A 14,107-nucleotide genomic window follows, 5' to 3' on the forward strand; every position below is an offset into this window, starting at 1 on the left:
AAAAGAAACATGGGTTTGCTGCAATCGCTCACATCCCGGGCGCTATTTCATGATTACTATTACAATCAGCAGAATTTCCGATCCGTCCCATCTTTTTCAGAAAGTCCCTGATGAATCAGCCCGTCAAGCAATACAAATACTATGATTTTGTCATGGCCGCTTTTGTCACTGTACTGCTGTGCTCCAATCTGATCGGCGCTGCCAAAGCCGCCCAGGTCACCTTGCCAGTGCTGGGCACCATCAGCTTCGGTGCCGGCGTACTGTTTTTTCCGATCTCTTATCTGTTTGGCGATATCCTGACCGAAGTCTATGGATACGGACGGGATCGCCGGGTGATCTGGGCAGGATTTGCCGCCTTGCTGTTTGCAGCAGTGATGTCCGTCGTCGTACTGGCGCTCACACCAGTGGCCGACGCGTTCAATCAAGATTACCAGAAGCATCTGACTGCGGTGTTCGGCAATACTCCCCGTATCATTCTGGGTTCCATCACGGCGTTCTGGAGCGGCAGTTTCGTCAATAGCTATGTGCTGGCGAAAATGAAAATCGCGACTAAAGGCAGACATCTCTGGCTGCGTACGATCGGCTCCACCATGTGCGGCGAGCTGGTCGACTCCAGCCTGTTTTATGTAATTGCGTTTTATGGCATCTGGTCCGATCATCAGCTCATTACCGTGGCGATTGCCCAGTATCTGCTGAAAACCGGCTGGGAGGTTGTGATGACACCGGTGACCTATAAAATAGTCGGTTTCCTGAAGCACAAAGAACAGGAAGATTTTTATGACAGGCACACTAACTTCACGCCTTTCCGCCTGAAGGTGTAATCCCGTAACAGACAATCAGTGCACCCAAAAAAATTATTATTTATCTATTTATCGCTGTTTCGTGACGCAAAGTGCGGGACAAGGTATGATCTTAATTTTGCTATCAGGAACTGGTTTGCACCATGGAAGGACTCTCTGATCAGGCGCTGACGCAAGTCGCACAATACTTTTCTGCTCTGGCGGAACCGACCCGTTTGCGTATCCTGAATTGCCTGCGCGATGGCGAGCTGAATGTCGGGGAACTGGCAGAACGCTGCGAATGTTCGCAGGCGAATGTATCGCGTCACTTATCCACTCTGGCCAAGCATGGCTTTATCCAGCGCGAAGGCCGGGGCAATGCCGCCTATTACCAGATTGCGGACGAATCCGTCTATGCCTTATGCGATCTGGTCTGCAGCAACGTGGCGCGCCAGCTTGATGCGCAGGCCGCATTACTGAATACCCTTCGCAACCGCTAACTCCTCTTTAGTGTGCCGACTCAGTACCCCCACTGTTGCACGGCACGGATCAGCAGGCTGACGGCAACGCCCAGTACCAGTAACACAAAAACCATCTGCACTACCCGCACCGGCAGATGTGGCGCCAGCCGCCGCGCCAGCAGCGTACCGGCCACCGTCGCCAACGTAAAATAAACAGAAAAACCTGCCGGGATACTGGCGCCATGCCAGATTGCGGAAGCAATTCCCAGACTGCCGACCAGACTGATCACAAACAGCGACGTGGCAACCGCGCCCTGCAGCGTGACATTGGTCAGATGCCGCAACATCGGCACGATGATGAAGCCACCACCAACTCCCAGCAAACCCGTCATCAGACCGGCGACACTGCCGATCACGGCAATCACCGCAGCTGTTCTGGCTGACCAGTCAAAACGACCTGTGGTTTCGTTAATTTTCGCCAATACCTGATCCGGGTGTTTTTCATGATGTGCGTTCCGCAACTGCAATGCCAGCCGCGTCGCCACCAGCAACAGCACAAAGGCAAAACAGCCCATCAGCCAGGCTTGCGGCAGACGCTGCGCCAACACCACGCCCAGCATGGTTGGCAAGCTACCCGCCAACGCCATCACGAAAGCCGCCCGGTACCGGACCAAGCGCTTCATAAATCCTTCTACAGCCCCGATCAGCGCCCCGGCAGTCACGCCCAGCAGAGCGACCGGCATCGCCTGCTGCATGCTCCAGCCCTGGCTGTACACCAAAGCCGGAACCGCCAGAATACCGCCTCCTGCGCCGGTCACGCCCATCAGTAGTCCGATCACCGCACCCAGTAATATCGCCAATAAATCCATACACGCCGCTTGTTGTTGCAAATTGAGGAATCCGTCTGCAGCGGTACCGGTTGTTGGTCCAATGCATTCCGGTTTACTATGATGTTTCTCCTCTTTATCCTCTTATTTTAACGGCTTCACGATGCGACCGCCCCAGATTCAGCCTTTTTTCGATCCCGTATCCTGCACTGCCACTTACGTTGTCTATGATGAAAGCGGCGGGCATGCCGCAGTGATTGATCCAGTACTTGATTATGATCCCAAATCCGGTCGCACCGGAACCACCCGCGCTGATCAGATTCTCACGTTCCTGCAACAGCAGCAGCTGCGCCTCTGCTGGATACTGGAAACCCATGCCCATGCCGATCACCTGTCTGCGGCGCATTATCTGCGCCAGCAAGCCGGCGGAAAAATCGCCATCGGCGCTCATATCGGACAAGTGCAGCAAACCTTTAAGACCCTGTTCCATCTGGAACCGGAGTTTGCAACCGACGGCTCGCAATTTGATCAGTTATTTGACGACGGCGCCTGTTTTCCAATCGGCCAGCTGGAAGCGCAGGTCATGTTTCTGCCCGGTCATACACCGGCAGACATCGCTTACCGGATCGGTGACGCAGTATTTGTCGGCGATACCTTATTCATGCCGGATGTCGGCACGGCACGCTGTGATTTTCCCGGCGGGAATGCGCGCAAGTTATACCAATCCATCCGCAAGCTGTTGTCACTACCTGCCGAAACACGGCTGTTCATGTGCCATGACTATCCGCCTGCTGGCCGTACAGTGAATCTGGAAACCACAGTAGCGGCACAAAGGGTGGAAAATATCCATGTGCACGACGGAATTGATGAGGACGCCTTTGTCGCCATGCGCAACCGGCGTGATGCCGGACTGGAAATGCCGGTACTGTTACTGCCATCGGTGCAGGTGAACATCCGCGCCGGTGCCTTTCCGCCGGTCGAGGAAAATCAGGTCGCTTACCTGAAAATTCCACTGAATCAGCTCTGACCCTGCGGTATTTTCCGTTCCGGACTCCAAGGAAACCTCATGTCACAGACCATACGCCGCATCGCCATCAGCACCGGAGGCGGTGATGCACCAGGATTGAACGCAGTCATCCGCTCGGTTGTGTTTGCGGCTGTCCGGCGCGGTTGGGAATGTTATGGTATCCGCGAAGGATTCAATGGCATTCTCTGCCCTGACCGTTATCCGGAAGACGGTATCACGCGGCTCAGTATCGAGCAGGTTGACCAGATCGGCCATCTGGGCGGCACTCTGCTCGGCACCACCAACCACGGTAATCCATTACGTTATCCGACCCGCATGCCGGATGGCAGCATGCAGGAAACCGACCGCAGCGGTGAAATCCACGCCGCACTCAGGAACAGGGATATTGATGCGCTGATCTGTGTTGGCGGCGACGGCACACTGACCATTGCCCACGCCCTGCATCTGCAAGGGATGCGGGTGGTGGGCGTACCAAAAACCATCGACAACGATCTCGATAAAACCTTTACCACGTTTGGCTTCGACACGGCAGTATCGTTCGCCACTGAATGTATAGACCGTCTGCACAGTACCGCCGCCAGCCACCGCCGCATCATGGTGGTGGAAGTTATGGGGCGTTATGCCGGATGGATCGCGCTGCATTCCGGGATTGCAGCCAATGCGCACGGTATCCTGATCCCTGAAATTCCCTATGACATCGATCGGCTGGCGACACATCTGCTGGCACGCGAAGCCGCAGGCCAGCATTACGCCATCGTGATTGCGGCGGAAGGCGCCAATCCGGTCGGTGGCAATGCCACGCTCCAGAAACAGGCAAGTACCGGTTACGTTGAAAGACTGGGCGGAATCGGAGAAAAACTGGCGCATGAATTGCAGCAAAAAACCGGCAAGGAAACCCGTGCAGTCGTGCTCGGCCATTTATTGCGGGGCGGCAGTCCGAGCGCCTTCGACCGCGTATCCGCCATGCGCTTCGGCGCGGCGGCTGTGCGTGCGCTGGACGAAGGGCATTCCGGCATTATGGTGGCGCTGGCATTTCCGGATGTGAATTATGTCGCGCTGGAAGAAGTGGCCGGACGCATGAAAAATGTTCCGCTGAACAGCGATTGCCTGCAGACTGCGCGCGACCTGCATATCTGTCTCGGCGACTGAACAGGATTCAAACGATGAGGTCTCATTCCGGCGAATGACGCTGCCGGATAAATTCTTCCAGCTGCGCTGCCGGCATCGGTTGCGCAAAGTAATACCCCTGCACTTCGGTGCACCCCTGCTGTCGCAGAAACTCCAGCTGCTCGGCGGTCTCCACTCCTTCGGCAATCGTCTTCAAACCCAGGTTTTTAGCCAGCCCGATGACCGCACTGACAATCGCCTTATCTTCCGGATCAGTATGAATATCGCGCACAAAGCTGCGGTCAATCTTGAGTTTATAGACTTTAAATTTCTTCAGATAACTCAGCGAAGAATAACCGGTTCCGAAATCATCAATCGACATTCTGACACCGTACCGATGCAAGTTACTCATCATCTCGATCGCAGCTTCCGGGTCATGCATCGCCACACTTTCTGTCAGCTCCAGCTCCAGGAAAGCGGCGGACATTTTTTCTGCCGCCAGAATCTGGCTGACCACATGCGGCAAGTCCCCATGGCGGAATTGCACCGCCGAAAGATTCACCGCCATGCAAAGCTCTTTATACCCCAGCTCATGCCACAACCGCAGCTGATGAATGGCGGTGTTCAGCACCCATTCGCCGATCTGCAAAATCATGCCGCTTTCCTCTGCTACCGGAATAAACTCTACCGGTGATATTGCTCCCAGTTCCGGATGCTGCCAGCGCAGCAAGGCTTCGGTACCGATCACCTGTCCGGTTCCGATATCAATCTGTGGCTGATAATGCAAAATAAACTGCTGCTTTTCCAAAGCCTGCCGCAATGCGTGGACCAGCTCCAGATGGCGCGCAGAGCGCGCTTGCATCTCCTGCGTGAAAAACCGGTAAGCATTGCGACCCTCACGCTTTGCCCGGTACATGGCGACATCGGCATTTTTGGACAAAGTTTCCAGATTCTGACCATCGTCCGGACACATTGCTATTCCTGCCGAAGTAGTAATCGTCAGGTCGACATTTCCAATGTGGTAAGGCAGGCAAACAATTTCCATCAGCTTGGTTACGACCCGCTCTGCTCCCACACTGTCCACACCCGGCAGTATCAGCACGAACTCATCCCCGCCAAGACGTGAAATCGTATCGTCCGCCCGCAGGCTGACCGACAGGCGGTGCGCAACTTCCATCAGCAGCGCATCGCCGATGCTATGGCCCAGTGAGTCATTGATATCTTTAAAATGGTCGAGATCAAAAAAAATCACCGCCAGCGGCTCTCCGGTGCGTACGACCCGGCCAAATGCATAGCGCGCCCGCTCTTCCAACAGCACCCGGTTAGGCAAACCGGTCAGCGCATCAAAATGCGCCAGATATTGAATTCTTTCCTCGTTCCGTTTTTTCTCACTGATATCTTCTTGCATGATGAGAAAATGAGTAATTTCCCCGGCACCATCTCTCACTGGAGAAATATGAATCAGATCGGTATGCATTTTTCCTGAAACATCGGCCCGAAGCAATTCCCCATGCCAGCTTTCTCCTTGTTTCAACAACTTGCGGGTCTTACGGTAATTCGCCCGGCTGAGTTGTCCGGGATACATCAGCGGTGGCCGCTGCCCGATCAATTCTTCCAGTGTCTTGTGATAGCGCTTCAGATAGGCCGCATTGACGTATTCAATATGCGCCTTGCGGTCGATAATTAGAATGGCATTGAAACTCTGCTCAACAGCCTGGGATAATTTACGCAAAGTCTCTTCGGCCTGCTTCCGTTCCAGAGTGCTTGCAATGTAATGCGCGGTCATTTCCAGTAGCTGAATCTGAAACACCGTCGGCTTGCCCGGCAAATGATTGTAAATCGCAAAAGCTCCTAACATCTTGCCTGTAGAAGAGACGATCGGTTCTGACCAGCATGATCTGAGTCCGGCCTGCCTGGCCAGAGTAGTATATTTTGCCCAGAATGGGTGACTCTCTATATCTGCTGCGATCGTCCTGGTCGCAGTGGCCATTGTATTGCCACAAGAGCCTTCTCCGGGAGCGATTCCCAGACCATTAATCGCATGCAGAAAAAAATCCGGCAAACTGGGTGCTGCGCCTGTTCTGATACGGTGTCCGTCTTTATCTAATAACATGATGGTACACATACTTCCGGGGATCACCACTTCCAGCTTCAGTACGACATCATGCAGAATATCTCGGACAGACTGGTTCCCAGTGGTGTGCTCTATCAGGTAGCTCCGCACAGCTTCCATCTGCAAAGATTGGCTTCTGGCCTGTTCCAGCTCAAATCGGGTCAGGGCATGGCTGATATCGACCGCCATTTCCAGCAACAACCGGCGAGAGGGTTCATCGAAGGCATCAATCTGATCCAGCAACAGATTAAATGTCCCCACCACTTTGCCATTTTTATGTAAAGGCAAAATTGCCATGGATTTCCACCCGAATGAGACACTGCGCTGATGCCAGTGCCGATGCTGGGTATCCTGCTGTAAATTCTGATACCAGAACGGCTCATCATTCATCAGCACGCTCGAAATCGGTCCGATATTGCCATTTTGATCCGGTTCTCTGGAAATTTTCAGGTCTGACAGATAGCCGGTTTCATCGCCATATTGCGCCACAGGCCGGAATTCCTGGGTATCTTCATTCACAAGCCCAATCCACGCCATATTCATGCCGCCATGCACCACCGCATGATGGCAAACCCGCTCAAACAGCTCCTGCTCAGAGCTGCTGCGCACGATAGACTGGTTGCACAGGCTGAGCGCATTGTAAAGCCGAGTCAGACGCTGGTTTTTCTGGCTGATTTCCCGATTTTCGGCGTCAACTCTTTCCAGATACTGTCGTGTCTGCACAATCCAGGATTTAATACTGGTAACATCTTCCCTGCCACGATCACCCGCAGCAGGCATATGCCGCCCACCAAGCTGGGAAAGCTGCTGGTAAATTTCTTCCAGCGTCCCCCCCATCATCTTCCAATGTGAACGATAGCTGCGCACCAGCAGTACCAGAATAATCAGGCCATTGAGCACCATGATTTTCTGCAACCACTGTACCCGCGACTCAAGTTCGGAGGCAATTTGCTCCAGCCGGACATGCGCCATCCTGCGCGCCTGGTTGATCTGTTCGATGATGGAAATCTTTTGCTGCAGATAGGCCGGATCGTACAAGGGTATGCTGGCGGCCTTCTGGGCTTCCGACAGAGTATGGTCAGCACTATCGCTGACCATGCGCATGGCATTCAGCTCCGTCTGGCACAGATGGTCAGACTGTATTTTGGCTGCATTTAACCTGCTGATTTCCTGCTCGGTAAAACCAGCCTGGGAAATCAGCTCCATCAGGGCGATTTTTTTCCCGACCGGCTCCCGCGTTTTGTCAGGATTGGACAGCATCTCCCATTCCATGCGGGCGCCGCCTGCTGGTCGTGGGCGGCGGCCATCCCGGATATCCAGAACTTCCTGATAATAGCGCTGATAAATCGGGTCGCCCGTTGCCACATAGGCGCGTGCCATACGGGTCAGATCATCGGCGGATTGCCGCAACTCATCGACCAGGGAAAGCGCTTTGAAGTGTTGCTGCTGCAGGGTATCGAGCTGGTTTTCAGAACGGATATAGACAGTAAAGAAGAGAAGAAAAATCAGCACACTGGCCGACACTATCCAGAAATTCCGGGTATAAGCGGATAAAGTATGATGCGCTCGCATACCAACTGGCCCTAGGTTTTAGTTCACGCCTGATTCCTGATTCCGGTGTTTTTTGATCTTGATGACTTTCCGATGTGATCCCTCAGTATGCCGGAAATTCATGGATGCTGCTTTGGATAAATTCTGACCAGTACAATACGCGGTCCATTCATTTTTTTCACCACTGCATCAAATTGCTCAAATTCTACTTTTTGCCCCTCGGCGGGCAGATCGCCCAGCTTTTGCATAATCAGTCCACCGATTGATTCTACCTCATCGCTGTCCAGATCGAAGCCAAGCGCCATGCCCAACGTATATAAAGGCAGGCTGCCTTTTCCGATCAGCGTGCCGTCATCCAGCAATGTCCAGTCATTTTCATTTTGTCTGAATTCATCCCGTATCTGGCCGACCAGCGCACTCAGCAAATTATCCAGTGTCAGGAAGCCAACAGGCTTGCTGCCTTTATGTCCGACAATCGCAAAATGCGGTGCGCCTTTACGGAAACGACGGAACAATTCCAGTGCCGGCATGTTCGGTGGTACGAATTCCACCTGCCGCAAATGCTTGCTCAAATCATCCAGTGGCTTACCGGATTGCTGTGCCAGAAACAGGTCTTTCAGATGCAGCATGCCAAGCACGGTCTGTTCATCATCGTCGAAATAAGGATAGCGGCTGAAGCGGTTTCTGGCAGCTGTTTCCATATTTTCTTCCAGGCTGACAGATTTATACATGGCAACGACTTCATTAATCGGACGCATCAGATCGGAGATTTCCAGACCGCCAAAATCCAGCACTTGCGCCATGATGCTCCACTCGTCGCGGGTTTCTTTGGCTCCCGCATGACCGCCCCGCAGGATCAGTTTCAATTCTTCCGGCGAATAATGGCTGTCGCTGCCGTGTACGGTGTCAAGGCCAATCATTTTCAGCACCAGATTCGAGCTGCTGTTCAGCGCCCAGATGGCCGGATACATGAGCCAGTAGAATCCGTACAAAGCAGGCGCCGTCCAGAGCGACACCCTTTCCGGCATACGGATCGCCATCGACTTGGGAGCAAGCTCACCCACCACGATATGCAGGAAAGAAATGACGAAAAATGCAAAGAAGAAGGAAATGCCGTGAATGACCTCTGCCGACGCCACGCCGATCTGATGCAGTAAAGGCTGCAGCAGGCGCGCAAATGCAGGTTCACCGATCCACCCCAGCCCCAGAGAAGCCAGCGTGATACCCAGCTGGCAGGCAGAAAGGTAGGTATCGAGATGCTGGTGTACGGTAACCAACAGGCGGCCGCGCAGCCCGGATGTCTTGGCGATGCTGCGCACACGCGTCTGGCGCAGTTTGACCAGTCCGAATTCAGCCGCAACAAAAAATCCGTTTAACAAAACCAGAAGCAGTGCAGCCACCACTAGCAATAAATTATCCAACGCCCTGCCTTCAAAATAAACACGGCACTACTTTAGTCTAATTAGACTACTTTGGATACATTTGCATACAATTACCCGCCTGCCTGACAGAGCATGAAACTTTTCCCGGTAACAACGGTCTGTCTGAACGTAGGCCGTATCCTGTTGACTATCCCGTCCGCCCTATAATCATCCAGGCCGGTACTGCAACAGCGGATTGCCGGTCCGTCGCGCCAGACACCCGGTGACAGATACATCCGGCACCGCATCCCTTACTGCGGTCACCGGCCTGCCGTGTACATTACATATAGCGTACGACCCATGAAACATGCCCGCCATCACCATCACCGGGCCAAACAGATACGCACCCGCCGCCGGTCACACCGGTCATGGTGCCTGTCCCAATGAAAGGAGAGTACAGTGTCTTTAGACATCATCCTGATGGAAATCACTTCAGAACTGCAGCAACATCCCGACACCAGCCATATCCGCCATCTGCAGGCGCTGGTTGCCACCATCCGTCCGCGGCATGCCCGCGATATCGCGCATGCGACTGACAACATTCGTGCATTGTGTTTCGTGCTGCAGCAACATCCGGCCTGGCGTCGCGCCTTGCTGCAATATCTGGTGCAGGTATTGACCAGCCGTAAATTACTGCATCTGCTGACCGATACCGGCATCACATTGAATAATGGCTTCTGGGGTGCAGCCACCCATCGCCTGTTGAGCAAATGCTTACCGCCGCTGGTCAATGACGATTACGTCAAAGATATTTTCGGTCAGATTTTCAACGAGGCGGACGACCATATCTGGATCAATGGCATATCAGATCATGTCTGGATGGATTTACTGGCCAATATCGGTTTGCGCACCATCACTGTGCGCCAGACCCATCACACCCTGAGCAACGAAGTACTGAGTGCGGTACAGGTGCTGTCATACCGGATCACCACGATCGGACTGGAAGCGGAGCTGGTCAGGAATTATCCGGATATCGAAAAATTTGAATCTCCCTTTTTACGACAGAACGACGAAATCAATGATTATATTTTACGTTACCGCGCATGGCTGAATGACCGTCAGATCAAGCGTGATGACAGCCTGCATATCGACGTTCTGCTCTCACAGTGCGATGAGATCGTCAGTAAAATTCGCAAGACTGCCGCCGCCAACGGCGTATCCGTCAGCCTGACCCGGCTGTTGCTAAGGCTGACGCAAAGCATGTTCAGACTGCGCAAGCTGCTGGCCCTGCTGGATGCCGGACAACGCGACCGGATTAACCGCACGTCGGTTCAACTGTTCAAAGAACTGGTCACTGCAGAAAACAGACGCCACAGCCTGCGTGACCTGATCCAGACCAATACCGAATTATTGTCGCTGCAAGTCACGGAACGGGCTGGTAAAAGCGGTGAGCATTACGTCACCGGTAACCGCAGCGAATGGCTGGGCATGTTCAGGTCAGCGATGGGCGCCGGGTTCCTTGTCGGATTCATGGCAATGATCAAAGTGCTGATGAGCAAGATGGCGCTGGCACCGTTCGGCTATGCTGTTCTCTACAGCCTGAATTACTCGTCGGGTTTCATGCTGGTACACGTGCTGCATTTCACGATTGCGACCAAACAGCCTGCCATGACTGCCGCACTGATTGCCCGCGCGATCGATCAGGGCAAGCAGAAACTGGATGAACTGGCGGATCTGATCGTTGCCGTTTTCCGCTCGCAGCTGATCGCGATCATCGGCAATATCGCACTCGCCCTGCCGACGGCCTATGCGATTGCCTGGGCCTGGTACGGCATCACCGGCAGTCATCTGGCGCCTCCGGAAAAAGCCCAGCATCTGCTGCATGATCTCGATCCGTTTGGCAGCCTTGCCCTGCCTCACGCGGCCATTGCCGGGGTTTGTCTGTTTGTATCAGGACTGATTTCCGGGTACTACGACAACAAGGCCAGTTATGCGCATATTCCGGCACGCTTGCGCCAGCTACCGTGGCTCAGGAAATGTCTGGGCGAAGCCCGTCTGCATGCAGTCACGCATTACATCGGCAATAATCTGGGGGCACTGGCGGGTAATTTCTTCTTCGGCATCATGCTGGGAACAATCGGCCAGCTTGGTGTCTTTTTCGGTCTTCCGGTAGATATCCGGCATATCACTTTTTCCAGCGCCAATTTTGCATTTGCGCTGGTCGGTCTGGAGCATCAGATCAGCTGGCAACTGGCGCTGTATTCACTGTCCGGTATCCTGCTGATCGGTCTGGTGAATCTGGGTGTCAGCTTCAGTCTGGCGCTGCTGGTGGCGCTGCGCTCACGCAGGGTCAGCTTCGGCCAGGGCGGCACATTACTGAGTCTGTTATGGCAACGTTTTCGTTCTGACAGCCGGGCATTTTTCCTGCCGCTGCCGGATGCTGTGTCGCATCAACAAACAGACGGTGAGAACAATCCGTCGTCAGATACGCGACACTGACGGGCCGTATCAACCTCTATCGTTTGACACATGTCAATGAATCGTGAAGCCGCGCCGGCGGCCCGCTGCCGGTGCGCAAGACCCGCGTACAATGGACATTCTTTTTCCCTGGTTCATCGCTATGTCTGCCCCTGTTCCGCCATCGAAGCGGTTTGTACCGCACAGTCTGCTGGAAGATATTCTGGCCATACTGACAGGCACACTGTTTGTGTCGCTGGGCGTAGCGCTGTTTAATCAAGCCGGTCTGCTGACCGGCGGCACTGCCGGGCTGGCGTTTCTGATTCACTATCGTACCGGTCTGACATTCGGGCTGGTCTTTTTTCTCATCAACCTGCCTTTTTACTGGCTGGCGTGGAAGCGCATGGGCTGGCGCTTCACACTCAAAACCTTCTGTTCCGTGGCGCTGGTATCGCTGTTTTCCAGCCTGCATCCGCGACTGCTGCACCTGACTGGCGGCGGACTGCTGGAATCCTTCTACGTGGCACTGATCGGCGGACTGCTGATGGGCGTCGGCTTTATTGTCCTGTTCCGCCATCAGGCCAGTCTCGGCGGCATCAATATCCTCGCGCTGTATCTGCAGCAAAGCAAAGGAATCCGTGCCGGTAAATTACAGATGGGGTTGGATTTTCTGATCGTGCTGGCTTCGCTGGCAGTGGTGTCGCCACTGTCGCTGCTGGCCTCCATTCTCGGCGCCTTTGCGCTGAATCTCGCCATCAGCCTGAACCATCGTCCGGGCCGCTACATGGCGGTATGAAAATCGGATACTGATCAATGTGGCAACACATGCCGATATGCCGGTGTGATAACAGAATAGGTATCCAGCATTAAAATTTAACCAATACTATTCTGGAACAAGCACTCTATTTCTGCCCGTTTTTGATAATCGTGTCTTGAATTTTGTGTAGAATCGAGCGACAACGTCGCGCAATTTTTGTGCAAAGTTTGCCTGAAACGGTGCGTCGACAATTACTCAGATATCTCATTCCACCCAATCAGACCGGGCATTGGTTCTTCCGTCTGTCGTCCCAGCAGGTTTTGACGAAAACAACAGGAACGTGACAGAAAATCAGGATGCCCATCCACAGAAAGCAAACGATGAACAAAGTAGTCATCAGCGGTACCGGCCTGTTTACCCCTTCCGAATCGATCTCTAACGAAGAGTTGATTGCCTGTTTCAATGCCTATGTGCAGCAGTTCAATACCGAACATGCCGCCGCCATCGCTGCCGGGGAAGTGACTGCACTGGAAGAATCGAGCGTTGCCTTCATCGAGAAGGCATCCGGCATCAAATCGCGCTATGTGATGAATAAAGAAGGCGTACTCGATGTGCAGCGCATGGTACCCCGGATTCCGGAACGCAGCGACGACGAGCCGTCAGTGATGTGCGACATGGCAGTGGCTGCGGCAAACCAGGCGCTGCAACGCGCCGGCCGTACCGCTGCCGATGTCGATGCCGTGATCTGCGCCGCCAGCAATATGCAGCGCGCCTATCCGGCGATGGCTGTCGAAATCCAGAATGCACTCGGGATTGATGGCTACGGCTACGACATCAACGTCGCCTGCTCGTCCGCGACTTTCGGTATTCAGGCAGCAGTCAGCGCCATCCAGTCCGGGCAGGCGCGGGCAGTGCTGGTGGTGAATCCGGAAATCACCAGCGGCCACCTGAACTGGCGCGACCGCGACAGCCACTTTATTTTCGGCGACGCCTGCACGGCAATTCTGGTTGAACGCGCCGATCTGGCGACCTCTGCGCATCAGTTTGAAATCGTCGGTCTGAAACTCAAAACCCAGTTTTCCAACAATATCCGCAATAATTTCGGCTTCCTGAACCGTGCCGATGAATCCGGTATCGGCACGCCGGATAAACTGTTCCGCCAGCAAGGCCGCAAAGTATTCAAGGATGTCTGCCCAATGGCGGCTGCCGTTATCACATCAACGGTTGAAACCTCTGGCATCGCTATCCCCGATGTCAAACGCTTCTGGCTGCATCAGGCAAACCTGAACATGAACCTGCTGATCGCCCGCATGATTCTCGGCCGTGATGCCACCCCGGAAGAATCACCGACGATTCTTGATACTTATGCCAATACCTCTTCTGCCGGTTCCATCATCGCCTTCCATCAGTATCAGGACGATCTGCCGGCAGGGACCATCGGTGTGATCTGCTCATTCGGCGCTGGCTACTCAATCGGCTGCGTGGTCGTCAAAAAACTGGCCTGACCGCACATCATCAGTCGCCCAACAGACTCATCATGGCTGCCGCTGAAATACGGCAGCCATTTTTTTGCTCTCTGCTTCATGCCGCCATTGATGTCACTGTCATGCAGACGTCATCCCAACGCGGCACCATCTGAACAACAACGCCTGACCACATCCCGCTTC

10 protein-coding genes are annotated in these 14,107 nt (G+C 54.0%); 7 read left to right on the plus strand and 3 right to left on the minus strand.

The features are described from left to right. Positions 1 to 110: 110 nt before the first annotated feature. Together HV832_RS15120 and HV832_RS15125 are read left to right on the plus strand one after the other, a co-directional pair. Positions 111 to 821: a queuosine precursor transporter gene (locus tag HV832_RS15120; protein ID WP_176804689.1), complete on the plus strand. Its 711-nt coding sequence runs from the start codon at positions 111 to 113 to the stop codon at positions 819 to 821. 122 nt (positions 822 to 943) lie between these two features. Beyond that, entirely contained in the window at positions 944 to 1,279 is a 336-nt protein-coding gene (locus HV832_RS15125) for an ArsR/SmtB family transcription factor (RefSeq protein ID WP_176804690.1), read from the plus strand. A 20-nt stretch (positions 1,280 to 1,299) separates the two neighbouring features. On the opposite strand, the gene HV832_RS15130 is transcribed toward HV832_RS15125, so the two are convergent. Then, positions 1,300 to 2,109 carry a sulfite exporter TauE/SafE family protein gene (locus tag HV832_RS15130; RefSeq protein WP_176804691.1) on the minus strand — a complete coding sequence of 270 codons (810 nt, stop codon included), beginning with the start codon at positions 2,107 to 2,109 and terminating at the stop codon, positions 1,300 to 1,302. A 121-nt stretch (positions 2,110 to 2,230) separates the two neighbouring features. On the opposite strand from HV832_RS15130, the gene HV832_RS15135 reads away from it, so the two are divergent. Together HV832_RS15135 and HV832_RS15140 are read left to right on the plus strand one after the other, a co-directional pair. Next, positions 2,231 to 3,094 carry an MBL fold metallo-hydrolase gene (locus HV832_RS15135; protein ID WP_176804692.1) on the plus strand — a complete coding sequence of 288 codons (864 nt, stop codon included), beginning with the start codon at positions 2,231 to 2,233 and terminating at the stop codon, positions 3,092 to 3,094. A gap of 39 nt (positions 3,095 to 3,133) precedes the next feature. Then, a complete protein-coding gene (locus tag HV832_RS15140; protein WP_176804693.1) occupies positions 3,134 to 4,243 on the plus strand; it encodes a 6-phosphofructokinase in 1,110 nt (369 codons plus the stop codon). A gap of 22 nt (positions 4,244 to 4,265) precedes the next feature. On the opposite strand, the gene HV832_RS15145 is transcribed toward HV832_RS15140, so the two are convergent. Together HV832_RS15145 and HV832_RS15150 are read right to left on the minus strand one after the other, a co-directional pair. Continuing rightward, a complete protein-coding gene (locus HV832_RS15145) occupies positions 4,266 to 7,886 on the minus strand; it encodes a sensor domain-containing phosphodiesterase (protein ID WP_176804694.1) in 3,621 nt (1,206 codons plus the stop codon). Between the two features lie 98 nt (positions 7,887 to 7,984). Further along, positions 7,985 to 9,286: a hemolysin family protein gene (locus HV832_RS15150; protein WP_176804695.1), complete on the minus strand. Its 1,302-nt coding sequence runs from the start codon at positions 9,284 to 9,286 to the stop codon at positions 7,985 to 7,987. Positions 9,287 to 9,685: 399 nt separating this feature from the next. On the opposite strand from HV832_RS15150, the gene HV832_RS15155 reads away from it, so the two are divergent. From HV832_RS15155 to HV832_RS15165, 3 genes are all read left to right on the plus strand, one after another. Then, complete coding sequence (locus HV832_RS15155) at positions 9,686 to 11,725, plus strand: site-specific recombinase (protein ID WP_176804696.1); 2,040 nt, start codon at positions 9,686 to 9,688, stop codon at positions 11,723 to 11,725. 121 nt (positions 11,726 to 11,846) lie between these two features. Next, positions 11,847 to 12,479: a YitT family protein gene (locus HV832_RS15160; protein ID WP_176804697.1), complete on the plus strand. Its 633-nt coding sequence runs from the start codon at positions 11,847 to 11,849 to the stop codon at positions 12,477 to 12,479. A 341-nt stretch (positions 12,480 to 12,820) separates the two neighbouring features. After that, a complete protein-coding gene (locus tag HV832_RS15165; RefSeq protein WP_176804698.1) occupies positions 12,821 to 13,945 on the plus strand; it encodes a beta-ketoacyl-ACP synthase III in 1,125 nt (374 codons plus the stop codon). The last annotated feature ends 162 nt before the right edge of the window (positions 13,946 to 14,107 follow it).

Source organism: Cognatundibacterium oligocarboniphilum (assembly GCF_013377855.1).
Classification (GTDB): Bacteria; Pseudomonadota; Gammaproteobacteria; order Burkholderiales; family Burkholderiaceae_D; genus Undibacterium; species Undibacterium oligocarboniphilum.